Annotated in this window: 22 protein-coding genes; 10 read left to right on the top strand and 12 right to left on the bottom strand. The window is 54.4% G+C overall.

Annotated features, from left to right (window positions below; genetic code table 11):
- Positions 1-3: 3 nt before the first annotated feature.
- The 5 genes from DBY68_RS05045 to DBY68_RS05025 all read right to left on the bottom strand — a co-directional run bounded on the left by DBY68_RS05045 (position 4) and on the right by DBY68_RS05025 (position 4,111).
- A complete protein-coding gene (locus tag DBY68_RS05045) occupies positions 4-354 on the bottom strand; it encodes a copper resistance protein (protein ID WP_108475055.1) in 351 nt (116 codons plus the stop codon).
- A gap of 263 nt (positions 355-617) precedes the next feature.
- The gene (locus DBY68_RS05040) at positions 618-1,430 is read right to left on the bottom strand and encodes a MetQ/NlpA family ABC transporter substrate-binding protein (RefSeq protein WP_108475054.1); all 813 of its coding nucleotides are present in this window, start codon (positions 1,428-1,430) and stop codon (positions 618-620) included.
- 25 nt (positions 1,431-1,455) lie between these two features.
- Positions 1,456-2,124 (bottom strand): methionine ABC transporter permease, encoded by a 669-nt coding sequence (locus DBY68_RS05035; RefSeq protein ID WP_108475053.1) that lies wholly within the window; start codon positions 2,122-2,124, stop codon positions 1,456-1,458.
- Entirely contained in the window at positions 2,117-3,139 is a 1,023-nt protein-coding gene (locus tag DBY68_RS05030; protein ID WP_108475052.1) for an ATP-binding cassette domain-containing protein, read from the bottom strand. Before DBY68_RS05030 ends, DBY68_RS05035 begins: the two co-directional genes overlap by 8 nt.
- A 207-nt stretch (positions 3,140-3,346) precedes the next feature.
- The gene (locus tag DBY68_RS05025; RefSeq protein ID WP_108475051.1) at positions 3,347-4,111 is read right to left on the bottom strand and encodes a siderophore-interacting protein; all 765 of its coding nucleotides are present in this window, start codon (positions 4,109-4,111) and stop codon (positions 3,347-3,349) included.
- 249 nt (positions 4,112-4,360) lie between these two features.
- Here DBY68_RS05025 and DBY68_RS05020 point away from each other — a divergent pair, with 249 nt between their 5' ends.
- Positions 4,361-4,951 carry a PadR family transcriptional regulator gene (locus DBY68_RS05020; RefSeq protein ID WP_108475050.1) on the top strand — a complete coding sequence of 197 codons (591 nt, stop codon included), beginning with the start codon at positions 4,361-4,363 and terminating at the stop codon, positions 4,949-4,951.
- Here the strand turns inward: DBY68_RS05020 and DBY68_RS05015 are convergent.
- Positions 4,948-6,468, bottom strand: a complete 1,521-nt coding sequence (locus DBY68_RS05015; protein WP_108475049.1) for a PAS domain-containing methyl-accepting chemotaxis protein — start codon at positions 6,466-6,468, stop codon at positions 4,948-4,950. The two genes, DBY68_RS05020 and DBY68_RS05015, sit on opposite strands and share 4 nt — an antisense overlap.
- A 345-nt stretch (positions 6,469-6,813) precedes the next feature.
- On the opposite strand from DBY68_RS05015, the gene ygjG reads away from it, so the two are divergent.
- Positions 6,814-8,202: a putrescine aminotransferase gene (gene ygjG, locus DBY68_RS05010; RefSeq protein WP_199538649.1), complete on the top strand. Its 1,389-nt coding sequence runs from the start codon at positions 6,814-6,816 to the stop codon at positions 8,200-8,202.
- Between the two features lie 142 nt (positions 8,203-8,344).
- The gene (locus DBY68_RS05005; RefSeq protein ID WP_108475048.1) at positions 8,345-10,363 is read left to right on the top strand and encodes an NADPH-dependent 2,4-dienoyl-CoA reductase; all 2,019 of its coding nucleotides are present in this window, start codon (positions 8,345-8,347) and stop codon (positions 10,361-10,363) included.
- 57 nt (positions 10,364-10,420) lie between these two features.
- On the opposite strand, the gene DBY68_RS05000 is transcribed toward DBY68_RS05005, so the two are convergent.
- The 3 genes from DBY68_RS05000 to rlmG all read right to left on the bottom strand — a co-directional run bounded on the left by DBY68_RS05000 (position 10,421) and on the right by rlmG (position 12,497).
- Positions 10,421-10,837 carry a helix-turn-helix domain-containing protein gene (locus tag DBY68_RS05000; protein ID WP_108475047.1) on the bottom strand — a complete coding sequence of 139 codons (417 nt, stop codon included), beginning with the start codon at positions 10,835-10,837 and terminating at the stop codon, positions 10,421-10,423.
- On the bottom strand, positions 10,834-11,148 hold the full coding sequence (locus DBY68_RS04995) for a type II toxin-antitoxin system HigB family toxin (RefSeq protein WP_108475046.1): 315 nt from the start codon (positions 11,146-11,148) through the stop codon (positions 10,834-10,836). The genes DBY68_RS05000 and DBY68_RS04995 overlap by 4 nt, the downstream gene beginning before the upstream one ends.
- Before the next feature lie 212 nt (positions 11,149-11,360).
- Positions 11,361-12,497 (bottom strand): 23S rRNA (guanine(1835)-N(2))-methyltransferase RlmG, encoded by a 1,137-nt coding sequence (gene rlmG, locus DBY68_RS04990; protein ID WP_108475045.1) that lies wholly within the window; start codon positions 12,495-12,497, stop codon positions 11,361-11,363.
- An 83-nt stretch (positions 12,498-12,580) separates the two neighbouring features.
- Here rlmG and DBY68_RS04985 point away from each other — a divergent pair, with 83 nt between their 5' ends.
- From DBY68_RS04985 to sstT, 5 genes are all read left to right on the top strand, one after another.
- Positions 12,581-13,084 carry a M48 family metallopeptidase gene (locus tag DBY68_RS04985; protein ID WP_108475044.1) on the top strand — a complete coding sequence of 168 codons (504 nt, stop codon included), beginning with the start codon at positions 12,581-12,583 and terminating at the stop codon, positions 13,082-13,084.
- Positions 13,085-13,164: 80 nt separating this feature from the next.
- Complete coding sequence (locus DBY68_RS04980) at positions 13,165-13,857, top strand: vancomycin high temperature exclusion protein (protein ID WP_108475043.1); 693 nt, start codon at positions 13,165-13,167, stop codon at positions 13,855-13,857.
- Between the two features lie 81 nt (positions 13,858-13,938).
- Positions 13,939-14,937, top strand: a complete 999-nt coding sequence (locus DBY68_RS04975; RefSeq protein WP_108475042.1) for a Gfo/Idh/MocA family oxidoreductase — start codon at positions 13,939-13,941, stop codon at positions 14,935-14,937.
- A 286-nt stretch (positions 14,938-15,223) separates the two neighbouring features.
- Positions 15,224-16,192, top strand: a complete 969-nt coding sequence (locus DBY68_RS04970) for a TerC family protein (protein WP_108475041.1) — start codon at positions 15,224-15,226, stop codon at positions 16,190-16,192.
- Positions 16,193-16,406: 214 nt separating this feature from the next.
- The gene (sstT, locus tag DBY68_RS04965) at positions 16,407-17,651 is read left to right on the top strand and encodes a serine/threonine transporter SstT (protein ID WP_108475040.1); all 1,245 of its coding nucleotides are present in this window, start codon (positions 16,407-16,409) and stop codon (positions 17,649-17,651) included.
- An 18-nt stretch (positions 17,652-17,669) separates the two neighbouring features.
- Here the strand turns inward: sstT and DBY68_RS04960 are convergent, their stop codons facing one another.
- From DBY68_RS04960 to uxaC, 3 genes are all read right to left on the bottom strand, one after another.
- Positions 17,670-18,221, bottom strand: a complete 552-nt coding sequence (locus DBY68_RS04960; RefSeq protein WP_108475039.1) for a YgjV family protein — start codon at positions 18,219-18,221, stop codon at positions 17,670-17,672.
- 82 nt (positions 18,222-18,303) lie between these two features.
- Positions 18,304-19,791 (bottom strand): altronate dehydratase family protein, encoded by a 1,488-nt coding sequence (locus DBY68_RS04955; RefSeq protein ID WP_108475038.1) that lies wholly within the window; start codon positions 19,789-19,791, stop codon positions 18,304-18,306.
- Between the two features lie 14 nt (positions 19,792-19,805).
- Positions 19,806-21,218: a glucuronate isomerase gene (gene uxaC / locus DBY68_RS04950; protein ID WP_108475037.1), complete on the bottom strand. Its 1,413-nt coding sequence runs from the start codon at positions 21,216-21,218 to the stop codon at positions 19,806-19,808.
- 459 nt (positions 21,219-21,677) lie between these two features.
- Here uxaC and exuT point away from each other — a divergent pair, with 459 nt between their 5' ends.
- Positions 21,678-22,973 (top strand): hexuronate transporter ExuT, encoded by a 1,296-nt coding sequence (gene exuT, locus DBY68_RS04945; protein ID WP_108475036.1) that lies wholly within the window; start codon positions 21,678-21,680, stop codon positions 22,971-22,973.
- A 124-nt stretch (positions 22,974-23,097) separates the two neighbouring features.
- Entirely contained in the window at positions 23,098-23,874 is a 777-nt protein-coding gene (gene exuR, locus DBY68_RS04940) for a transcriptional regulator ExuR (RefSeq protein WP_108475035.1), read from the top strand.
- Positions 23,875-23,966: the final 92 nt, after the last annotated feature.

Raw genomic sequence — 23,966 nt, 5'->3', positions numbered from 1 at the left:
AACTCACTCACGGAAGACACACAATCGTAGATGCACCCGCAATCGGGGCGGAGAGATAACACGGGGAGGCCAGACGCGCGTGAAGAAGACGGGCAGCGCCGCCAGTACCGCCAGCAGCAGTGCAACGGCAAACAACGCGCCTTCAAACAGTACAGGTGGCGACGCCAGCAACGATTTCGCGCTCAGTTCACACGGCGTGACGGGCGCATCGCCATCCGATGAGACGGTCTGGCTTACGGAGGCAACGTTCATCGTCAGGGCGTGCAGGCTCGCCATGCGCTGCGCGGTGCAAACCAGCACCACCAGACATGCAAGGGCTACCAGTAATATCGCCTTTCGCTGCCGATGAATCATCATTACCTCGTATAAATACGGGCTTAGAGCCTATCCGATTAGGCTATTTTATTTGTCAGTTTGGCCCTGGGCAGTGCTCGAAATCCTCACGTACTACGTGTACGCTCCGGTTCCTCCGCGCTGTCCGTGTCCAAACTGCCTGCAACAATTACACCTAATCGCACAGGCTCTTCATCTTAACGGGCGAAAATGGTTTGGCAATCTTATTGCTGTAAAGAAGTGTCGGAGAGGGAGAAACGCCCGGCGTAAACCGGGCGGAAGGATCAGTTATTAACCGGGATCACCGCGCCTTTGTATTTGGTGCGGATCCACTCCTGAATCTCTTTCGAGTGCAGCACGTTCACCAGCGCCACGATATCTTTTTTCTTCTCGTCGCCGCGATGTACGGTGATGATGTTGGCATACGGGTTATTTTCGCCACTCTCTACCGCAATCGGGTCATGCACCGGGTCGAGGCCCGCATCAATCGCGTAGTTGGCGTTAATCACCACCGCAGCGCCTTCGTCGTTGTTGTACATCTGCGGCAGCAGAGACGCTTCTACGTTCGGCAGGAACTGCAGCTTTTTCGGGTTCTCCACGATATCGCTGATACGCGCGGTCACTTTATCAATCCCCGGCTTCAGCTTAATCACCCCCTCTTTTTCAAAGATGGTCAGAATACGCCCCTCTTCGGAAACCGCGTCACGCATAATGATTTTTCCGCCTTCCGGCAGGTCTTTCAGCGTTTTGTATTTTTTGGAGTAAATACCAATCGGCTCGATGTGGATCGCCCCGGCACTTACGAAATCATAATCTTTATCGCCCGCATGATCTTTCAGCACGCTGTTCAGATACGGGATGTGCTGGAAATAGTTAGCGTCAATGTCGCGGCCCGCCAGCGCGGTGTTCGGCAGGATGTAGTCCTGGAACGGTTTGATCTCAAGGTCAATGCCCTGCTTCGCCAAAATCGGTTTCGCCTGCTCCAGAATTTCCGCGTGCGGCGTGTTGGACGCCCCCACGGTCAGGGTGTCAGCCCAGGAAGCAAAGCTCAGGGCGCTCAGAGTAGCGGCGGCGATTAGCGTGAGTGTCTTTTTCATGATGATGGTTCCTGTGTGTGTGTTATTAGCGTTTATCTAACAGAGAAGTCAGTACGTCGCCGCAGAACTGGATGATGAAAACGATGATGAGAATCGTCACCGTCGCGACCAGCGTGACGTCATTGTGGTTGCGCTGGAATCCTTCCAGATAAGCCAGATTCCCTAAGCCACCTGCGCCGATTACCCCCGCCATCGCGCTGTAACTCACCAGCGCAATCAGCGTGACGGTAATACCGGAAACCAGCGCCGGGGAAGATTCGGGCAGCAGGACGCGGAAAATCAGCGTCGACAGGCGTGCGCCCATAGAACGGGTTGCCTCAATCACCCCTTTGTCGACTTCACGCAGGGCAATCTCGACCAGTCGCGCATAGAACGGAGCCGCGCCAACAATCAGGGCAGGCAGCGCCGCGTTCGCGCCGAGAATGGTGCCGACGATCGTTTTGGTAAACGGGATCAGCAACACAATCAAAATAATGAACGGGATGGAACGGAAGACATTCACCACCACCGAAATCACGCTGTAGAGCGGGCGGTTATAAAAGAGCCCGCCTTTGGCGGTTAAAAACAGCGCCAACCCAAGCGCAATGCCGAGAACAAACGTCGCCACGCCGGAAAGCGCGGTCATGTAGAGCGTCTCCTGGGTGGCGGCCCACAGGGCGTCCCATTTCAGATGCGGTAAGAATTGCTCAGCCATGTTTTACTACCTCGCTGTCGATACCGGTTTCCTGCAAATCTGCGAGGATGCTTTTCAGTTGTTCAGGGTTCGCCACCACGTGCAGCCAGAGCTGACCAAACGCGCCGTGCGTGGTCTGCGTCATCTTGCCGTGCAGAATGTTGAACGGCAGGCCATAGCGCAGCGTTAGTTCGCCCACCACCGGGCGATGCGTGGTCTGCCCGGTGAAGGTCAGTTTGATAATGCTGCCGGTCAGGTCGTCGGTCAGTGCGGGGTTAAACGCCTCTTCTTCGACGTACTGGCTCACCTGGCGTACAAACTGCTGAGTAATCGGTTTTTGCGGATGAGTAAAGACCTCCAGCACATCGCCCTCTTCCACCACCTTGCCCTCTTCCATCACCGCTACGCGGTCGCAGATTTTGCGCACCACGTGCATTTCATGGGTGATGAGCACAATGGTTAAACGGAAGCGGCGGTTGATATCCAGCAGCAGGTCGAGAATTTGATCGGTCGTTTGCGGGTCGAGCGCCGAGGTGGCTTCATCGCACAACAGCACGTCCGGGTTATTGGCCAGCGCGCGGGCGATACCCACACGTTGCTTCTGCCCGCCGCTTAACTGTGAGGGATAGGCATTTTCACGCCCCTTCAGGCCCACCAGCTCAACCAGCTCCGCCACGCGAGCGCGAATTTTGGCTTTCGGTACGCCGGCAATCTGCATCGAAAAGGCGATATTTTCGCTGACCGTACGCGACCAGAGCAGGTTAAAGTGCTGGAATACCATGCTGATTTTCAGGCGTGCCTGACGCAATGTTTCGCCTTTCGCGGCGGAGATATCCTGCCCATTCACCATCACGCTGCCCGCAGACGGTTTTTCCAGCCCATTGAGCAGGCGAATCAGCGTGCTTTTTCCCGCGCCGCTGTAGCCGATAATGCCGTAGATCTGCCCCTGCTCGATGCTCAGGTTGACGTTATCGACTGCCGTTATCGTCCCTTTTCCAGGGTTAAAAATCTTTGAAATATTCCTGAGTACTATCATTCGTCTGCCAAATAGCGGTTTAGAAGTATGGACGTCCAGACGATATCGGGAATGAGTGACAGATAGCAAACAACAAAAAGGAATGTGTTATTACGAGAGGTTATAAGCGAGTCGCCGCGCCGGGTGAGGCAATAAGCTTATTTTTTGCAAAGCTTTGCCGTTTTTTGTAGGTCGGGTAAGCGAAGCGCCACCCGACAAAAAGCGCACTTACTTCTTATGCCAGTACGCCTGAGTTCGCACCAACTGTTGATCAATCGCGTCGGTTTCAAAACGGCCAACCAGCGATTTCGCCACCGCGCCTTCCCCGGTCACCCAGATAAAATAGTCTTCTGTTGGAACGTCCAGCGTCGCCAGCTTATCGGCCACTGCCTGCTCGCGATGACCAATCACCCAGTCGATATCGAACTCACTGAATTCCGCCAGATAGTCCTGATACGCCTCATCCGCGATAGTCACAATCGCTTTTACCTGTGGACGCGTCGGCAGCGAGCGCAGGCTTTCCAGGCGGCGGCGCAGTGCGGGCATCCCGGACTCATCACAGACATAAAGCTGCCAGGCGTAATCCTCCGGCACCACCAGCGAACCGCGCGGCCCGCCAATCGTCAGCGTGTCACCCACGCGGGCATTCATTGCCCATGAACTTGCCACGCCGCCATCATGAATAAAGAAGTCATAGGCCAGTTCGTGGCGCTCCGCGTTGTAGAGCGGTGTGTAATCACGCGACTGCGGACGGACACCCTCCGGCCAGACGATCCCTTCGTCGGTCATGGTCGGCGGAGCGATACGTTCGCCTGCCTGAGGAAAAAACAGTTTAGTGTGATCGTCAAAGCCGCGTGAGGAGAAGCCTTCCAGCGACTCGCCGCCCAGCACGATCCGCTGGAAACCTGCGCCAATGCGCTCCACGCGTAACACGGTCAATTCGCGAAAACGCAGCTCATTACGCACGCGCTGGGGGTATTTTTTTTCTTTCATAGTGGTGTTATCCGTCGCCTTCGTGAAAAACAGATATATCTAAACTTGATGCAAATGATAATGATTGCCAGTTAGACAGAAAGCAAGTCTTTTTTAAGATATAGTTATCCTTTCGCACAAAAAAACCTTCAAAACCAAATTAATTATTTATATTTCATGAAGATAAAAGTTAACCGCATCTCCACCTTGCTAAAGATATACATTTAGATATAAGTTAGATATATCTAAAACAAGATAAGGTAAAAAATGATGAGACACTTTTCAGAGTTTGACCGCGGTGGACGCGGTGGTCGTGAATGCCATGGTGATCGCGAATGTCGTGGTGGTCGTGGTGAAGGTCGTCACGGCGGTGGAGGCGGTTTTGGCGGCGGACGTCGTCAACGTTTCTTCGGCCACGGCGAGCTGCGCCTGGTGGTGCTGGATATTCTTTCCCGCAACGCCAGCCACGGTTATGAACTGATCAAAGAGATCGAAAACATGACCCAGGGCAACTACAGCCCAAGCCCTGGTGTGATCTACCCGACGCTCGATCTGTTGCAGGATCAGGGGCTGATCACCACCCAGGAAGAAGACGGTGGACGCAAAAAAATCGCCATCACCGGGGAAGGCAGCAACGTGCTGGCGGAAAATAAAGAGGTGCTGGAGCAGGTTCAGCTAAAACTTAAAGCCCGGATGGTCGGCCACGAACTGCGCAAAGATCCGCAAATGAAGCGCGCGCTGGAAAACTTTAAGGCCGTACTGAACCTGAAAGTGAACCAAAGCGAACTCAGCGACGCGCAGCTAAAACAGATTGTGGGCGTGATCGACCGCGCGGCGCTGGAGATTTCGCAGCTCGATTAATGCAGAACCGTTACGGCGTCCTGCAGCCGGCTGGCGCGATGTTTTACCATCGCCGACACATTCGCGCTTTCCGCGACCAGCCCGGCATTTTTCTGCGTAATGGCATCCAGTTCCGCTACCGCGCGCGTAATATCTGACAGCCCGTTGGCCTGTTCTGAGGTCGACTGGCTGATCTGCGCGATCAACTGCGTCACATTCTGCACCTGCGCCAGAATATCGTTCATCACCCGCCCCGCCGCATGAACCTGATCGGCACCGGAATGCACTTTGCTGGCGCTGGCTTCAATCAACTTACGAATATCGTTCGCCGCCGTAGCGCTGCGGCTCGCCAACTGCCGTACTTCCCCTGCCACCACGGCAAAACCTTTCCCCTGATCGCCCGCTCGCGCGGCTTCGACCGCAGCGTTGAGCGCCAGGATATTGGTCTGGAAGGCGATATCATTAATCAGCGTGGTGATGGAGCCAATGCGCTGCGTGCTGTCGGCAATTTCATCCATCGTTCTGACGACGCCCTGCATCGCCTGCCCGCCCTGCTCGGCCGCGCCACTGGCGGCAATTGAGAGTTTGTCGGCTGCCGCCGCCGTTTGCGAATTGCTTTGCACCGAGGCGTTCATCTCATTCATTGTCGCCACCGTCTGCTGAACATTCACCACCGTTTGGCGGGTGCGTTCGTTAAGGACATCATTGCCTCTGGCTAAGGTATCACTTCCCTGACTGACACTGGAGACCTGGCTTGCGACATCATTTTTCAGCCAACGACAGATAAGCCCCAGTTGCCCAACAGATCGCAGAATCAGCCCCAGCTCATCGCTACGCTTGAGATGCTGCACGCTGTTACGCCCACCCGTCGCCACGCTTAATGCCTGACGTGCGACATTCTCTATCGGACGCACGATCTGTGCTTCCAAAACTACCGTGGCGAAGACAGTCAGCAATGCCGTAGCCAATAATGGTATCCACGATGTATGCGTCGCCAACAACATTCCTGCCAGCAGGATAAAAACACACGTCATAATAGACCGCACGCGCCAACGCAGCGGCATCGCGGGCAGCTTGCCCCACCAGCGTTTACTCACCACCATTCCTTTGTGCAGGCGTTTGTGGCTTCGCCCCTCTTTAAGCGCCCGATAAAGCGGCTCCGTGACCGCGATTTCTTCCGGTGTCGCCTGGGTACGAATTGACATATAGCCGGTCACTTTGCCTTGTCGCACCATTGGGATGGCGTTCGCGCGCACCCAATAATGGTCACCATTTTTACGCCGGTTTTTAACGATAGCGCTCCAGGGCTCACCCTGCTTCAGGGTGTACCACATATCGGCAAACGCCGCTTTTGGCATATCCGGATGGCGCACCAGATTATGCGGCTGACCGCTAATTTCTTCGAGGCTGTAACCGCTCACCTGAATGAACGCATCGTTCACGTGGGTGACGTAGCTGTTAAGGTCGGAGGTCGACATTAAGGTCGTGTGTTCATCCAGCGGGTATTCACGCTGACTAACCCAGGTTTGTGCTGACATGCAGGTATCCTTGCCGGTAATAAGGCTTATTGTGTAAAGGGTATGTCGGCGGTGAATACATTAGCTTTATTCGTTAATCTCGATTCAGCTCGCATTTTTAGAGGATATATTCTCTGATGCGTCAAAATGGCGCACGATCCGCCCCGTTTTCGCGCAATTCGCCCCAATCTGGCGAGAGGGTATTTCCCCTTCTCCTGCGGCCATGCGGCTGCTGGACGATTAAATATTGTGCAACTGCATTTCTCCCTGGTGTTTATCCCGATTTTCAGCGCCCGCTTCGAAGTGGCGCATTCCCTGCAATACTTAATTCAGTATCGTGTGATACGTGAGCCCCGGGAGCATATTTTGAACAGGTTACCTTCCAGCGCATCGGCTTTGGCCTGTAGCGCACACGCCCTGAATCTCATTGAAAAGCGCACGCTTGATCATGAGGAGATGAAAGCACTTAACCAGGAGGTCAGAGAATACTTTAAAGAGCACGTGAATCCGGGGTTTCTGGAGTATCGAAAATCTGTAACTGCTGGCGGGGATTACGGAGCCGTAGAATGGCAAGCGGGGAGTCTGAATACGCTTGTCGACACCCAGGGACAGGAGTTTATTGATTGCCTGGGTGGCTTTGGCATTTTCAACGTGGGGCACCGTAATCCAGTTGTGGTTTCCGCCGTACAGAATCAGCTCGTCAAACAACCGCTACATAGCCAGGAACTGCTCGACCCGCTTCGGGCGATGCTGGCAAAAACGCTGGCCGCGCTGGCTCCGGGGAAACTGAAGTACAGTTTCTTCAGCAACAGTGGCACCGAATCCGTGGAAGCGGCGCTTAAGCTTGCCAAAGCGTACCAGTCGCCACGCGGTAAATTCACTTTCATCGCCACCAGCGGCGCGTTTCATGGCAAATCACTCGGCGCACTCTCGGCCACGGCGAAATCCACGTTCCGTAAACCGTTTATGCCGCTGCTGCCAGGCTTCCGTCATGTGCCGTTTGGCAACATTGACGCTATGCGTCTGGCGCTCTCTGAATGCCAGAAAACCGGCGATGACGTGGCGGCGGTGATCCTGGAACCGATTCAGGGTGAAGGCGGTGTGATCCTGCCACCGCCGGGTTATCTGCCGGCGGTACGCAAGCTGTGCGATGAGTTTGGCGCGTTATTGATCTTCGATGAAGTGCAAACCGGGATGGGCCGCACGGGCAAAATGTTTGCCTGCGAGCACGAAAACGTGCAGCCGGACATTCTGTGCCTGGCGAAAGCGCTCGGCGGCGGCGTGATGCCAATCGGCGCGACCATCGCCACCGAAGAGGTCTTTTCGGTGCTGTTCGATAATCCGTTCCTGCACACCACCACCTTTGGCGGTAACCCGCTGGCCTGTGCGGCGGCGCTGGCGACCATCAACGTACTGTTGACGGAAAACCTCCCGGCACAGGCAGAGCAGAAAGGTGACATGCTGCTGGACGGCTTCCGCAGCCTGGCGCGTGAATACCCGGACGTGGTGCGGGAAGCGCGCGGCAAAGGAATGCTGATGGCCATAGAATTTGTTGATAACGAAATTGGCTACAGCTTCGCGAGCGAAATGTTCCGCCAGCGTGTGCTGGTTGCCGGAACGCTCAACAATGCCAAAACCATCCGCATTGAGCCACCACTGACGCTGACTATCGAGCAATGCGAACTGGTGCTGAAGGCGGCGCGTAAGGCACTGGCGTCGCTGCGTGTTGAAAAACAGGTCACGACCGAACACTAAATCGCACGCCCCCATGTCACTCATGGGGGCGTTCTTTGAATCCCATCACAATCCCCACATTCCTCTTTTCCCTTTTCGACGCCGACGGCTAAATTAAACTCATCCGACCACATAACAATAATTTTACATACTGGACAATCTTATGAGCTATCCGTCGCTGTTTGCCCCGCTGAATTTGGGCTTCACTACCCTTAAAAACCGCGTCCTGATGGGGTCGATGCACACCGGGCTGGAAGAACATGCGGAGGGTGCAGAACGTCTGGCGGCTTTCTATGCTGAACGGGCGCGTCACGGCGTGGCATTGATTGTCACCGGGGGCGTCGCACCGGCACTTTCCGGCGTGGGCATGGAAGGCGGTGCGGTGCTGAGTGATGCCAGCCAGCTTCCTCAGCATCGTCTGGTGACGGATGCGGTGCATCAGGAGGGCGGCAAAATCGCCCTGCAAATCCTGCACACCGGGCGCTACAGCTACCAGCCGCATCTGGTGGCGCCTTCGGCCATTCAGGCACCGATCAACCGCTTTACGCCCCATGCTTTGACGCACGACGAAATTCTCGTGCTGATTGATGATTTCGCCCGTTGCGCCCAACTGGCGCGGGAAGCGGGCTATGATGGCGTTGAAGTGATGGGTTCAGAAGGCTACCTGATTAACGAATTTCTGGCGGCACGCACCAATCATCGCGATGACGAATGGGGCGGCGACTATCCGCGCCGGATGCGCTTTGCCGTGGAAGTGGTGCGCGCGGTTCGTGAACGCGTGGGCAAAGATTTCATTATCATCTTCCGCCTCTCAATGCTGGATCTGGTGGAAGGCGGCGGCGCATTTGATGAAACCGTACAACTGGCGCAGGCCATTGAAGCGGCGGGGGCGACGATCATTAATACCGGCATTGGCTGGCATGAAGCGCGCATACCCACCATCGCCACACCGGTGCCACGCGGGGCATTCAGTTGGGTCACGCGCAAGCTAAAAGGCCACGTCGCGATCCCGCTGGTGACCACCAACCGCATCAACGATCCTCAGGTCGCGGAGGATATTCTGGCGCGCGGTGATGCAGACATGGTATCGATGGCGCGTCCATTCCTGGCCGACGCCGAATTGCTGTCAAAAGCGCAGACGGGCCGCGCCGATGAGATCAACACCTGTATCGGCTGCAATCAGGCGTGCCTCGATCAGATTTTCGTCGGCAAGGTTACCTCCTGCCTGGTGAATCCCCGCGCCTGCCATGAAACCAAAATGCCGATTGTCCCGGCGCTAAAAAAGAAAAATCTCGCCGTCGTCGGCGCGGGCCCGGCCGGATTGGCGTTTGCCATCAACGCCGCCGCACGCGGGCATCAGGTCACGCTGTTTGATGCACATAGCGAAATTGGCGGGCAGTTTAATATCGCCAAACAGATCCCCGGCAAAGAAGAATTTTACGAAACGTTGCGTTACTACCGGCGGATGATCGACGTCACGGGCGTGACGCTTAAACTGAATCATCTCGTCACGGCGGATCATCTCCAGGCATTTGATGAAACGATCCTCGCCTGCGGGATCGTCCCGCGCATACCCGCGATTGACGGGATCGACCATCCCAAAGTGCTGACCTATCTCCAGGTGCTGCGCGATAAAGTTCCAGTGGGAAATTCGGTGGCCATCATCGGCTGCGGCGGCATTGGCTTTGATACCGCGATGTATTTAAGTCAGCCAGGCGTTTCTACCAGCCAGAATATTGCGGAATTTTGTCAGGAATGGGGCATCGACACCACGCTGCAACAGCCGGGCGGCCTGCATCCGGAAGGTGCGCTGCTGCCGAAGAGCCCACGCAAGATCGTGATGCTTCAGCGTAAAGCGAGTAAACCCGGCGATGGGCTCGGCAAAACCACCGGCTGGATCCACCGGGCTACGCTGCTGTCGCGCGGCGTGAAGATGATCCCGGCGGTGCGTTATCAGAAGGTAGACGACGAAGGGTTACATATCACGATCGGCGATGAAGCGCAGGTGCTGAAGGTGGATCATGTGGTGATCTGTGCCGGGCAGGATCCGCAGCGCGCGCTGGCGCAGCCGCTGGCAGAAGCCGGGAAAATCGTGCATTTGATTGGCGGCTGCGATGTGGCAATGGAGCTGGACGCGCGGCGGGCAATCGCGCAGGGGACTAAGCTGGCACTGGAGATATGAAACCCTCTCCATGAGGGAGAGGGGATCTAGCGTGCGTGGTGTTAGGGCTGCGATGCCTTAATCAATGAACAACGCCGGTGAAATACCAAAACGGGCCGCCAGCTTTTTCGCGTGTTCAAGGGTTAACTTCCTTTGTCCGTTAAGAACTCGCGATACCATCGATTTGCTACCAATTTCGGGAAGATCGGATAACGTTAATCCGTACTGATCCATTAACGTACGGATTACCGCTATGCCTGCTGGCATCGCTTCAAGCCTCGCATTAAATTCAGCAAATTCCGGTGCGGATGTCTCCCAGGCCGTGATTTTTGCGCACACGAGGTCAACGAGCGGGTTATCAGGATCGTTAAGCAACAGATGCTCAATCAGTATAAGCGCTTCTTTATATTGCTCGTCATTCTGGATCCCTGCCAAAAAAGGAGCGGCTTTTGTCAGCTTTTCACCCGCCTTGAGCACATCAGAAATGACCATCATTTTTTTCCCCTTCTTCGATGTTCCGCCGTAAACCTGTCGTACTCTTTATGTGTGAAGACATGCCGAACATAGAACTTCTGCGAATCAAAAAAAATCATCACAATGACGCGTAATTCGTTTCCGCCAATGTCGATAACATAATGTTTATCCAGGTATTTAAGATTATCCAGAGAGGGGAAAAGCCCCTTTAGTGCCTCAGGCGTCCTGAAGTATCCTTTCGAAACCGCCTTCCCCAGCGCGAGGATTTCCATCGCATGCCGGGGAAATCTTTCGGCTGCATCTTTCAACGCTTTTTGTGTTATCAAGTGCATTCTTCATCAACTCCGTTGACAAATTGGCAATATCATAACGCATGTTGCCAAATTGGCAATACGTTAGATCATCATGGCGAAATGAGATTACGCTTCAAACAGAGCGATACAAGAGAAGGGAAATGGAGAATTTTAATGCTGCGAGCACGCTTCCAGAAGCGGAGGTTTTGCTCCCTCTCCCTATGGGAGAGGGCCGGAGTGAAGGATTCGCCTTAACGACGACGCCCCAGCTTCACCGCTTTCAGCACCACAAACTTGCTGTTGGTGGCGATAGTGGTGCAGTTGCCGAAAATCTTCTTCAGCTTATGGAAATAGTCGAGATGACGGTTAGCCACGATATACAGCTCACCGTTAATTTTCAGGCAGCGACGTGCATGATGGAACATTTCCCAGGCCACATTATCGGTCAGCGCATGCTGCTGGTGGAACGGCGGGTTGCACAGTACCGCGTTGAAGCGGAACGGTTCGACGCCAGAGAGCGCGTTGTTGATCATAAACTCGCAGCGGTCAATCGCGTCCGGCAGGTTACTTTCAACGTTAAGGCGGCTGGAGGCGACCGCCATCGGTGATTCATCCACAAATACCACCGTCGCTTCTGGATTTTTTTCCAGCAGCGTCATGCCAATCACCCCGTTGCCACAGCCGAGATCAACAATCTCACCTTCCAGGTTTTCCGGCAGATGCTCGATAAAGAAGCGTGCGCCGATATCCAGACCGGTGCGAGAGAAGACATTCGCGTGGTTATGAATGGTCCACGAGGTACCTTCCAGCGGCCAACTCACGATTTGCGACTCATCGGCCAGCGCCGGCTTCGTGAAGGTGCAGTTGATCAGGCGCGCTTTTTTCCACGCAAGTGTGGTGGTCGTGGTGCCGAGGATTTTCTCGAACAGCGCCAGCGTAGAGTTATGAATATCACGCGCTTTCGCACCGCCGATAATGCGGGTTTGCGGGGTCACGACCTCACGCAGCGCGCGCAGTTGTTGCTCCAGCAGCGCCAGCGTTTTCGGGATTTTAATCAGCACAACGGCAGGCGCGGATGGATATTCTGCGGTGCTGTCGAGAAATCTGACGCTGGATTCGTCAATGTCGTTATGGCGCAGGTTTTCACGCGTGCCCAGCTCGCTGACGTAAGAGTCGCCGATGCTGTACGGCTTATGCTCTGCCAGCGCGCAGCTCAGTGCACCGAAGCTGTCGTTAAAAATCAGGACCGGGCCGTTGATTTCGGTGTCGTCCAACTGCTGCAGCAGATACTCATCCGCCGCTTCCCACGCCTGTAGCGGGTTGACGTCGTCCGTCTCCGGGAAACGTTTCAGGTTCAGTGAACGGAAACCGTTGTCTATGTGGCTCATCGGCCCTCCAGAATGGTAAAATTTGGCGTTATCCCTGAAAAGGGTGCGTGAGTATACACTTTTTAATCCGATTTGGGGCTGTGATGACGCAACTAACTTATCTCCAGGGCTACCCGGAACACCTGCTGGCACAAGTGCGCACGCTTATTGCAGAAGGGCGTCTGGGTACCGTGCTGGCAAAGCGCTATCCCGGCACGCACGATTTCGCCACCGATAAAGCGCTGTGGCAGTACACACAGGATCTGAAAAGCCAGTATCTGCGCAACGCGCCACCCATTAATAAGGTGATGTATGACAATAAGATCCATGTGCTGAAAAACGCGCTGGGCCTGCATACCGCCGTTTCGCGCGTGCAGGGCGGAAAGCTAAAAGCCAAAGCGGAGATTCGCGTTGCCACCGTTTTTCGCACCGCGCCAGAGCCGTTCCTGCGCATGATTGTGGTGCATGAATTAGCGCATCTGAAAGAGAAAGAGCACGACAAAGCGTTTTACCAGCTTTGCTGCCATATGGAACCGCAGTATCACCAACTGGAGTTTGATACCCGGTTGTGGCTGACACAGATGTCGCTGGGGCAAGGCAAAATCTGAAATCGATAGCGGATCGTTATGATTTTATCCACTAACGTCTACAATCGTCTTCCCCCCGCTTTTGTTAAGGATAACGCTCAATGCTGCGCGCGCTAGCCCGTTTTCTTCGTCACATTATTTGCTCTCGACGCATGTTCAGGTTCGCCTGTTTTCTATTGTTTGCGGCTATTGCCATGATATTTTTCGCCAACCGGGAGATAGTCAAGACGAGCGAGCACCTGACGTGGAATGATGTTAACGCTATCCCTGTGCGTAATGTGGGATTGCTGTTAGGCGCCAAACCGGGCAACAACTACTTCACCCGGCGAATTAACGCCGCTGCGGAACTGTATCATTCCGGGAAAGTAAAATGGCTGCTGGTGAGCGGCGATAATAGCCGTAAAAATTACGATGAGTCTTCCGGCATGCAGCAGGCGTTGATCGCCAAAGGCGTGCCCGCCAGCGCTATCTTCTGTGACTACGCTGGATTCTCCACTCTCGACTCCGTCGTGCGCGCCAATAAAGTCTTTGGTGAAAATAACATCACGATTATCTCACAGGAATTCCATAATCAACGCGCCATCTGGCTGGCGAAGCAATATGGCATTGATGCCATCGGCTATAACGCTGAGGATTTGGATCAAGGCCGCGGCAAGCTGGTGCGTCTGCGCGAAAAACTCGCCCGCGTCAGCGCAGTGATTGATGCAACAATCCTCCACCGTCAGCCCAAATATCTCGGCCCGACGGTCATGATTGGCCCGAACAGCGAGCACGGTTGCCCCGCCACGAAATAAGTGCGTTACTGCGCACTCATTTTGTCACGCCAGCGTGCTACATTGAAGGAAGATCCCCTTTTATGGAGCACGTCAGCGTCTATGATACGTTTCGCAGTTATTGGCACAAACTGGATAACCAAACAGTTTGTCGATGCCGCCCACGAGACCGGCAAATATAAGCTTACCGCTATCTACTCCCGCAGCCTTGAGCAGGCCCAAACGTTCGCCAACGATTACCCCGTCGAGCATCTTTTTACTTCGCTTGAAGCGATGGCGCAAAGCGATGCCATCGATGCGGTATACATCGCCAGCCCGAACTCGCTCCATTTCCCACAAACTCAACTGTTCTTGCGCCATAAAAAGCATGTAATTTGCGAGAAGCCGCTGGCCTCGAACCTGCGCGAAGTGGAAGCCGCGATTGAAACCGCACGCGAAAATCAGGTGGTGCTGTTCGAGGCGTTTAAAACCGCCAGCCTGCCGAATTTCCTGCTGTTGCAGCAGTCGCTCAGTAAAGTAGGCAAGGTGCGTAAAGCGCTTATCAACTACTGTCAGTACTCTTCACGCTATCAGCGTTATCTCGATGGCGAGAATCCAAATACCTTTAATCCGGCGTTCTCCAACGGTTCGATTATGGATATCGGTTTTTATTGCCTGGCCTCGGCGGTTGCGCTGTGGGGCGAGCCGCACGGCGTACAGGCATCGGCGAGCCTGCTGGAAAGCGGTGTGGATGCACACGGTCTGGTGGTGCTCGACTACGGCGATTTCAGCGTCACTTTGCAGCACTCAAAAGTAAGTGACTCGGTGCTGCCGAGCGAAATTCAGGGCGAAGAGGGTTCACTGGTCATCGAGAAGATTTCCGAATGCCAGAAGGTCACCTTCGTGCCGCGCGGCGGCAAAGCGCAGGATCTCTCTCAACCGCAGCATATTAATACTATGCTGTATGAAGCAGAGGTCTTTGCCCGTCTGGTGGAAACCAATGAAGTGAACCATCCTGGTCTTGCCGTCAGCCGTACCACGGCAAAACTGCAAACGGAGATTCGCCGCCAAACGGGTGTCACCTTCCCTGCTGATGACATCAGTGAGCAGGTACCAGCGTAAAGCTATGTAAAACGGATGTTACAGGCCATTGACGCCATTGATGGTCTGTAATATTTTGTAACCTGCAAAGGGGAGTAACTTCCTTGCCGGTGGGCCGTCATTACGATATGTGAAAAACCATATCCGGTCGCCGGGCAATAAAACGTATGCACCTTCGGATAACCGTTTGAAGGGCATACTTTTTGTTGTAAGTGAGACCTTGCCGGAAGGCGAGGTCTATGCATAAAAAAGCAGCGGCTGACGTCTTTCGACATCAGCCGTTTTTTTATGCGTAAGGAAAATATCTATGAATAGTGTCGGCACACCGTTGCTGTGGGGCGGATTCGCTGTCGTCGTCGTGATTATGTTAGCCATCGACCTGATGTTGCAGGGTCGACGCGGCGCTAACGCCATGACCATGAAGCAGGCTGCAGCCTGGTCTATCGTCTGGGTCACGCTCTCGTTGTTGTTCAACGCTGCCTTCTGGTGGTATCTGGCGGAAACTCAGGGTCGCGCGGTTGCCGATCCGCAGGCTCTCGCTTTCCTTACCGGTTATCTGATTGAGAAATCGCTGGCCGTGGATAACGTCTTCGTCTGGTTGATGTTGTTCAGCTACTTCTCGGTTCCGGCAGCGCTGCAACGCCGCGTGCTGGTTTATGGTGTATTAGGTGCGATTGTGCTGCGTACGATCATGATCTTCGCCGGTAGCTGGCTTATCACCCAGTTTGAATGGCTGCTGTATGTGTTCGGCGCATTCCTGCTGTTCACCGGTATCAAGATGGCGCTGGCAAAAGAGGATGAGAGCGGCATTGGCGATAAACCGCTGGTACGCTGGCTGCGCGGCCATCTGCGCATGACCGATAAGATAGAGGGCGAGCACTTCTTTGTGCGCCAAAAAGGTGTTATCTACGCCACACCGCTATTACTGGTGCTGATTCTGGTCGAGTTCAGCGACATTATCTTCGCCGTTGATAGCATCCCGGCGATCTTCGCGGTCACCACCGATCCGTTTATCGTACTGACCTCTAACTTGTTCGCGATCCTTGGCCTGCGTGCCATGTACTTCCTGCTGGCGGGCGTGGCAGAGCGCTTCTCGATGCTCAAATATGGCCTGGCAGTGATCCTGGTGTTTATCGGTATCAAGATGCTGATCGTCGATTTCTACCACATCCCTATCGCGATTTCGCTGGGCGTGGTGGGCGGCATTCTGGTATTGACGCTGCTTATCAACGCCTGGGTGAACCACCAGAACGACAAGAAGAATCAGCAAGCTTAAGCTTTTCCGCCGGGCAGCAGTACGCTGCCCGGCAGCGATGTAAAACTAAAGTTAAAAAATATGATGCACCGCGTAAATTCCAGCATTTTACGCTTCCCCGCCAGCCAACTTTCCTTATACTCAACCAGGCAAACATTTTTTTACATCCTGACATAAACGAGACAAATAACTCGTAACCGGGATGGCACATTACATCACTGGAAGGAATACATTCATGACGACATCTCCGTCTTCCAGCTTCTTTCGCCGCCTGGTGCAGGGAAGTCTGGTAAAACAAATATTGATTGGTCTGGTGCTGGGTATCGCGCTGGCATTAATTTCAAAACCGGCTGCGGAAGCCACGGGCCTGCTCGGTACGCTTTTTGTTGGCGCCCTGAAAGCGGTCGCGCCGGTACTGGTACTCACGCTGGTTATGGCCTCGATTGCTAACCATCAACAAGGGCAAAAAACCAATATCCGCCCTATTCTGTGGATGTATTTGCTGGGCACCTTCTCGGCGGCGTTAACTGCGGTGGTGGTGAGCTTTATGTTCCCCTCCACGCTTCAACTCACAACCGGCGCGACGGACATTACCCCGCCAACAGGTATTGTACAGGTGATGCACGGGTTGCTGATGAGTATCGTCGCCAACCCGATTCATGCCCTGATTAATGCGAACTACATCGGGATTCTGGTGTGGGCCGTGGGTCTGGGCTTCGCCCTGCGTCACAGCAATGACACCACCAAAAACCTGGTCAACGATATGTCCAACGCGGTCACCTTTATTGTTAAGGTGGTGATTCGCTTTGCGCCAATTGGTATCTTCGGCCTGGTCTCTTCCACCCTCGCCACCACCGGTTTTTCCGCGCTGTGGGGCTACGCGCAAATTCTGCTGGTGCTGGTCGGCTGTATGGCCGTCGTGGCGCTGGTGATCAACCCGCTGCTGGTATGGCTGCAAATCCGCCGCAACCCGTATCCGCTGGTCTTTACCTGCCTGCGTGAAAGCGGCGTGACCGCCTTCTTCACCCGCAGTTCTGCGGCGAACATTCCAGTGAATATGTCGCTGTGCGAGAAGCTGAATCTGGATCGCGATACTTACTCGGTTTCCATTCCGCTGGGTGCGACAGTGAACATGGCTGGCGCGGCAATTACCATCACCGTGCTCACACTGGCGGCGGTGCATACACTGGGCATTCCGGTTGACCTGCCGACAGCGCTGCTGCTAAGTGTGGTGGCATCCCTGTGCGCCTGCGGCGCATCGGGTGTGGCGGGGGGTTCACTGCTGCTGATCCCGCTGGCCTGCAATATGTTCGGCATTCCGAACGAAATCGCCATGCAGGTGGTGGCTGTCGGCTTTATCATCGGCGTATTGCAGGACTCCTGCGAAACTGCAATCAACTCCTCCACCGACGTGATGTTCACCGCCGCCGTTTGCCAGGCAGAAGATGCTCGCCTGGCGAAGGACGCGCTGCGGGGCTAATGCTTTTCCCCTTCGCCATCAGGCGGAGGGGCTTTCTTTCTGTACTTTCTTCTCGACGTTGAACGGATCAATCCCGCGACGCTGCATGCGCCAGAAACGGATGATATTCAGGCCGTTCATCACCAGAAAACTTCCCTCAATCATGGTTCCGCCTATTGAGCCAAGCCAAAAGTTATGGATAACCCAGCAGGCCGTTGAGCACCACATCACGCAGCGCACCGACAACCCTTTACAACGAAACAACGCCCACGTACTGGCCACCGTACCGGCAATGGGCAGCAGTTCCATCGCGTGGTGCAGCTTGCTGAGCCCCAGAATCAGCGTCAGGGCGATAAATACAAACATTACCCAGATGCGGCGGGTGTACACCGAAATGAGGGTGCGGATGACGTTGAGCTCCGCGCTCATTCCCGCCGGGATTGCCCCCATCAGAAAAAAATGCACGCCAATCGTCGCACTGTAGAGAGAGAGCTGAAACTTAAAGCGCCGCTCATCACGGTTGATGAAAGTGGTGATACCGATTAAAAACGCGAGTACCCCTACGCCCTGGGCAAGCCAATACGCAGTCATGGAGAAGTCCTTATTGAACACCATAAAAAAACGGCGTTTCAGGAAGTGAAACGCCGTTTTATCGTATCAGATCACATTTTTATTACAATGTGACGCCGCTCTTAAAGATTGCCAGTTCACGGAAATCGTTACGCTCATTGCAGGTCTGTTTGCCGTTGGCAAAATCGACAATCGCATCCACAAACTCGTTCAGCAGCTGCGGCATCGCTTTGCCGTGAATCAACTGACCCGCGTCGAAGTCGATCCAGTGTTTTTTCTTCGCCGCCAGTTCACTGTTGGTAGCGATTTTCACCGTCGGCACAAAACCGCCGTACGGCGTACCGCGACCGGTACTGAACAGCACCATGTGGCAGCCCGCACCCGCCAGCGCGCTGGTGGCAACCGCATCGTTACCCGGCGCACTCAACAGGTTCAGACCCGGCGTTTTCAGACGCTCACCGTAGCGCAGCACATCCACCACCTGGCTGGAGCCCGCTTTCTGCGTGCAGCCCAGCGATTTATCTTCCAGCGTGGTGATACCCCCCGCCTTGTTGCCCGGTGATGGGTTCTCGTAGATAGGCTGATCATGGGCAATGAAGTACTGCTTGAAGTCATTGACCATGGTGACCAGTTTCTCAAACGTCGCTTCGTCACGGCAGTGGCTCATCAGAAGCTGTTCCGCGCCAAACATTTCCGGCACTTCGGTCAGCACCGTGGTGCCGCCGTTGGCAATCACGTAGTCGGAGAAGCGACCCAGCATCGGGTTGGCGGTGATCCCGGAGAGGCCATCGGAACCGCCGCACTCGAGGCCAAACTTCAGCTCGCTCAGCTTGCCCGGTACGCGTTGATCGTTACGCATCACATTGTACAGCTGATGGAGATGCGCAATCCCCGCTTCCACTTCATCGTCCTGGTGTTGGCAAATCATAAAGTGCACGCGGTCGGCATCAAACTCACCCAGCGTTTCGCGGAAGGCATCAACCTGGTTGTTTTCACAGCCAAGACCAATCACCAGCACCGCACCCGCGTTAGGGTGACGCACCATGTTTTGCAGCATGGTACGGGTATTAATGTGGTCGTCGCCCAGCTGAGAGCAGCCGTAAGTGTGGCTGAAGAGATGCACGCCGTCAGTACCTTCAGCGTCATTCGTCTCTTTCAGGAAACGCGTCTGGATCTGACGGGCGATGCCGTTCACACAGCCCACCGTCGGCAGGATCCAGAGTTCGTTACGCACCCCAACGTCACCGTTAGCGCGACGATAAATATTGATATCGCGATCTGCCGCTTGCGCCGCTTCAGGCTGGAAATCGGGTTGATAGCTATACGTATCCAGGTCGCTCAGATTGGTACGCGTATTGTGCGAGTGAATATGTTCACCCGCGGCAATATCCACCAGCGCATGACCAATGGGTAAACCATACTTAATGACGTTTTCACCTTTGGCGATAGGGCACAACGTGAATTTATGCCCACGCGCTACCGCCTGACGGAGCGTTACCGTCTGGTTGTCGACCGTGACTTCCGTGCCTTCAGCCAAATCCGCTAATGCTACCGCAACGTTATCCAGCGCATGGATCTTGATGTATTGCATATCAACCCCGGACCTTAGTTCAGTTCAATGGCGAAGTAGTCACGCGCATTGTTAAAGCAAATATTTTTCACCATCTCGCCCAGCAGGTTGATATCCGCTGGCGCTTCGCCCGCAGTCACCCAGCGGCCAATCATCTGGCACAGAATGCGACGGAAGTATTCATGACGGGTATAAGACAGGAAGCTGCGGCTATCGGTCAGCATGCCAACAAAGCGGCTCAGCAGGCCCAGTTGTGCGAGCTGAGTCATCTGACGTTCCATACCGTCTTTCTGGTCGTTGAACCACCAGCCGGAACCGAACTGCATTTTGCCCGGCATTCCTTCACCCTGGAAGTTACCGATCATGGTGCCCAGCACTTCGTTGTCACGCGGGTTCAGACAGTACAGGATGGTTTTCGGCAGCAGATTCTGTTCATTCTGTTTGCTCAGCAGTTTGGAGAGCTCTTCCGCCATCGGGCGGTCGTTGATGGAGTCGAAACCGACATCCGCGCCCAGCAGCTTGAACTGACGCAGGTTGTTATTCCGCAGCGCGCCAATGTGGTACTGCTGTACCCATTCGCGACGCGCGTATTCTGCGCCGAGGAACACCAGCACAGCCGTTTTGAACTGCGCGACTTCATGCTCGCTCAGGGTCTCACCCGCCAGACGACGCGCCAGGATGCTATCCAGCTCGGCTTCGCTCGCTTCGGCAAACATCACCACATCCAGCGCGTGGTCAGACACTTTACAGCCGTGTGCGGCGAAGTGGTCGAGACGTTTGGTCAGCGCGCTTTGCAGGTCGGTGAAACGACGGATATCGGTATCAGACACTTCACCCAGCTTCGCCATGTAGTCGTTGAAGGTGGCCTGTTCAATGTTGAACGCTTTATCCGGACGCCAGCTTGGCAGCACTTTGATGGAGAAGGTGCTGTCTTTCGCCACGGTCGCGTGGTGTTCCAGCGAGTCGATCGGGTCATCGGTGGTGCCGACCATTTTCACGTTCATCTGCTGCATGATGCCGCGCGCGGAGAATTTGTCCTGCGCCAGCAGTTCGTTGCATTCGTTCCAGATTTCGTCGGCGGTAGACGGCGAAAGCAGTTTGCCAGTGATGCCAAACGGACGACGCAGTTCGAGGTGCGTCCAGTGGTATAACGGGTTGCCGATAGTGTGTGGTACGGTCGCCGCCCACGCATCAAATTTTTCCCTATCGGATGCGTCACCGGTGCACAGACGCTCTGCCACACCGTTGGTACGCATGGCGCGCCATTTGTAGTGATCGCCTTTCAACCAGATGTCATACAGGTTATTAAAACGATAGTTTTCAGCAATCTGCTGCGGCGGCAGGTGGCAATGATAGTCAAAAATCGGCTGATCTTTTGCGTAGTCGTGGTACAGACGGCGGGCAAATTCGGTATCTAACAGAAAATCTTCAGTCATAAACGGGGTCATTATCGTCTTCCTCTCACGAGTGGTCAGATGTTTATCTGTAATGCTGACAAAGTTATCACACCAATTTCGCCAAGCCGAAGATTTTTTCGTGAGTTAGATCAATAAAAATTGACAAAAAATGACATTAAAAAACTAAAAAAAGCGCCACAAGCCGCGCCACGACTGGTTTTAAGCCCTACCACCTATATCCACACTCAAATTACCTCTTTTGTGACAGCATTCACCTTTTAAAGTTGTATGACAAGTTATTGTGCACCCCGTCAAACATAAGCCGACGGAATGCATGTTGGTGAAAAATTCAACTGACTTAACGGTACGGATACCGAATTAAGCACGAGTACGAAGGCAAGGTTCGGGTCGTACCGGGTTCTCCCGGTAAGCCCCTCGATTGAGACATCCTCCCGTAGTACTGGATGAAGACCGTATGAAAATGCGGAATAACGACACGATGAGGTTTACATGCGTAAAATTAAAGGATTACGTTGGTACATGATCGCACTGGTGACGCTGGGCACCGTGCTGGGCTACCTGACGCGTAATACCGTTGCAGCTGCTGCTCCAACCCTGATGGAAGAGCTGCACATTTCTACACAGCAATACTCCTATATCATTGCCGCTTACTCCGCGGCCTATACGGTGATGCAGCCTGTAGCCGGTTATGTGCTGGATATTCTGGGCACCAAAATTGGTTACGCCTTCTTCGCCGTTGCCTGGGCTGTCTTCTGCGGTGCAACCGCGCTGGCAGGTAGCTGGGGGGGACTGGCGCTGGCACGTGGTGCGGTCGGTGCGGCAGAAGCGGCAATGATCCCGGCTGGCCTGAAAGCGAGCTCCGAATGGTTCCCGGCAAAAGAGCGTTCTATCGCGGTGGGTTACTTCAACGTCGGCTCCTCTATCGGTGCGATGATTGCGCCTCCGTTGGTGGTATGGGCAATCGTCATGCACAGCTGGCAGATGGCATTTATTATCTCTGGTGTGCTGAGCTTCGCATGGGCAATGGCCTGGCTTATCTTCTACAAACACCCGCGTGACCAGAAAAAACTGACTGACGAAGAACGCGACTACATCATTAATGGTCAGGAAGCACAGCATCAGGTGGGTACGGCGAAGAAAATGTCCGTCGCTCAGATCCTGCGTAACCGCCAGTTCTGGGGTATCGCCCTGCCGCGCTTCCTGGCAGAACCGGCCTGGGGTACTTTCAACGCCTGGATCCCCCTGTTCATGTTTAAAGTTTATGGCTTTAACCTGAAAGAAATCGCTATGTTCGCCTGGATGCCAATGCTGTTTGCTGACCTGGGCTGTATCGTTGGCGGTTACCTGCCGCCGCTGTTCCAGCGTTGGTTTGGTGTGAACCTGATTGTTTCCCGTAAGATGGTTGTGACGCTGGGCGCCCTGCTGATGATTGGCCCAGGCATGATTGGTCTGTTCACCAGCCCGTACGTGGCAATCGGCCTGCTGTGCATCGGTGGCTTTGCTCACCAGGCACTGTCTGGCGCGCTGATTACGCTCTCTTCTGACGTATTCGGTCGTAACGAAGTGGCTACGGCTAACGGCCTGACCGGGATGTCCGCCTGGCTGGCAAGTACTCTGTTCGCACTGGTCGTCGGTGCGCTGGCTGATACCATCGGCTTCAGCCCGCTGTTCGCGGTACTGGCGGTATTTGACCTGTTGGGTGCGCTGGTTATCTGGACGGTGCTGAAAAACAAACCGGCTGACGAGGTTGAGCAAGAAACGCATCAACCGGCGACACAAAGCTAGTTTGATGTTTAGCGAGATGTGATGAAAGCCGCCTCCGGGCGGCTTTTTTCATGCCGTATTATGGTGAGAGTCTCGTAAAAGTGGTATAACAAATCTAATCTGCCGTACCCTGCCTGGAGAGAATATGGAAATCACTGACGCACGTCGTTTATATCAGCAACTTGCCGCTGAGCTGAAAGAGCGCATTGAGCAAGGTGTCTATCTCGTGGGCGACAAACTGCCTGCCGAGCGCTTTATCGCTGACGAAAAATGCGTGAGTCGGACGGTGGTTCGCGAAGCCATTATTATGCTGGAAGTCGAAGGCTACGTTGAAGTACGTAAAGGTTCCGGCATCCATGTTATTTCCAATACGCCACGCCATCAGCAGGCGCCAGACGAATCGATGGAATTCGCCAATTATGGCCCGTTCGAACTGCTGCAGGCTCGCCAGCTCATTGAAAGTAATATTGCCGAGTTTGCCGCCACGCAGGTGACCAAGCAGGACATCATGAAGCTGATGGAGATCCAGGACAAAGCGCGCAACGAGAAGTGTTTCCGCGACTCCGAGTGGGATCTGCAGTTCCACATTCAGGTTGCGCTGGCCACGCAGAATACCGCCCTTGCCGCCATCGTCGAGAAAATGTGGACCCAGCGCAGCCATAACCCGTACTGGAAAAAACTGCATGAGCATATTGATGCGCGTACGGTCGATAACTGGTGCGATGATCACGACCAAATCCTGAAAGCGCTCATCCGCAAAGATCCGCATGCCGCCAAACTGGCGATGTGGCAGCATCTGGAAAACACCAAGCTGATGCTGTTTAACGAAACCAGCGATGACTTCGAATTTAATGCTGACCGCTACCTGTTCGCCGAAAACCCGGTTGTGCACCTCGACACGGCCGCCAACGGCACGAAATAATCTTCCCGAATCCCTTCTCAGGCCCGTCTTCAGACTGGCCTGACGTTTATTGTGGGTAAGCAAAACATATATAGTGTCAGCCTTTGTAAATA

The organism is Pseudocitrobacter sp. RIT415, from assembly GCF_003057695.2.
Lineage (GTDB): Bacteria > Pseudomonadota > Gammaproteobacteria > Enterobacterales > Enterobacteriaceae > Pseudocitrobacter > Pseudocitrobacter faecalis.
Note: the sequence above shows the minus strand (reverse complement) of the source record. Positions and strands in the feature narration are given on the sequence as shown.

What these genes read in the sequence shown, in the direction of transcription:
- DBY68_RS05045 (WP_108475055.1), bottom strand. Translation starts at nt 354, where the DNA reads ATGATTCATCGGCAGCGAAAGGCGATATTACTGGTAGCCCTTGCATGT.
- DBY68_RS05040 (WP_108475054.1), bottom strand. Translation starts at nt 1,430, where the DNA reads ATGAAAAAGACACTCACGCTAATCGCCGCCGCTACTCTGAGCGCCCTG.
- DBY68_RS05035 (WP_108475053.1), bottom strand. Translation starts at nt 2,124, where the DNA reads ATGGCTGAGCAATTCTTACCGCATCTGAAATGGGACGCCCTGTGGGCC.
- DBY68_RS05030 (WP_108475052.1), bottom strand. Translation starts at nt 3,139, where the DNA reads ATGATAGTACTCAGGAATATTTCAAAGATTTTTAACCCTGGAAAAGGG.
- DBY68_RS05025 (WP_108475051.1), bottom strand. Translation starts at nt 4,111, where the DNA reads ATGAAAGAAAAAAAATACCCCCAGCGCGTGCGTAATGAGCTGCGTTTT.
- DBY68_RS05020 (WP_108475050.1), top strand. Translation starts at nt 4,361, where the DNA reads ATGAGACACTTTTCAGAGTTTGACCGCGGTGGACGCGGTGGTCGTGAA.
- DBY68_RS05015 (WP_108475049.1), bottom strand. Translation starts at nt 6,468, where the DNA reads ATGTCAGCACAAACCTGGGTTAGTCAGCGTGAATACCCGCTGGATGAA.
- DBY68_RS05005 (WP_108475048.1), top strand. Translation starts at nt 8,345, where the DNA reads ATGAGCTATCCGTCGCTGTTTGCCCCGCTGAATTTGGGCTTCACTACC.
- DBY68_RS05000 (WP_108475047.1), bottom strand. Translation starts at nt 10,837, where the DNA reads ATGATGGTCATTTCTGATGTGCTCAAGGCGGGTGAAAAGCTGACAAAA.
- DBY68_RS04995 (WP_108475046.1), bottom strand. Translation starts at nt 11,148, where the DNA reads ATGCACTTGATAACACAAAAAGCGTTGAAAGATGCAGCCGAAAGATTT.
- rlmG (WP_108475045.1), bottom strand. Translation starts at nt 12,497, where the DNA reads ATGAGCCACATAGACAACGGTTTCCGTTCACTGAACCTGAAACGTTTC.
- DBY68_RS04985 (WP_108475044.1), top strand. Translation starts at nt 12,581, where the DNA reads ATGACGCAACTAACTTATCTCCAGGGCTACCCGGAACACCTGCTGGCA.
- DBY68_RS04980 (WP_108475043.1), top strand. Translation starts at nt 13,165, where the DNA reads ATGCTGCGCGCGCTAGCCCGTTTTCTTCGTCACATTATTTGCTCTCGA.
- DBY68_RS04975 (WP_108475042.1), top strand. Translation starts at nt 13,939, where the DNA reads ATGATACGTTTCGCAGTTATTGGCACAAACTGGATAACCAAACAGTTT.
- DBY68_RS04970 (WP_108475041.1), top strand. Translation starts at nt 15,224, where the DNA reads ATGAATAGTGTCGGCACACCGTTGCTGTGGGGCGGATTCGCTGTCGTC.
- sstT (WP_108475040.1), top strand. Translation starts at nt 16,407, where the DNA reads ATGACGACATCTCCGTCTTCCAGCTTCTTTCGCCGCCTGGTGCAGGGA.
- DBY68_RS04960 (WP_108475039.1), bottom strand. Translation starts at nt 18,221, where the DNA reads ATGACTGCGTATTGGCTTGCCCAGGGCGTAGGGGTACTCGCGTTTTTA.
- DBY68_RS04955 (WP_108475038.1), bottom strand. Translation starts at nt 19,791, where the DNA reads ATGCAATACATCAAGATCCATGCGCTGGATAACGTTGCGGTAGCATTA.
- uxaC (WP_108475037.1), bottom strand. Translation starts at nt 21,218, where the DNA reads ATGACCCCGTTTATGACTGAAGATTTTCTGTTAGATACCGAATTTGCC.
- exuT (WP_108475036.1), top strand. Translation starts at nt 21,678, where the DNA reads ATGCGTAAAATTAAAGGATTACGTTGGTACATGATCGCACTGGTGACG.
- exuR (WP_108475035.1), top strand. Translation starts at nt 23,098, where the DNA reads ATGGAAATCACTGACGCACGTCGTTTATATCAGCAACTTGCCGCTGAG.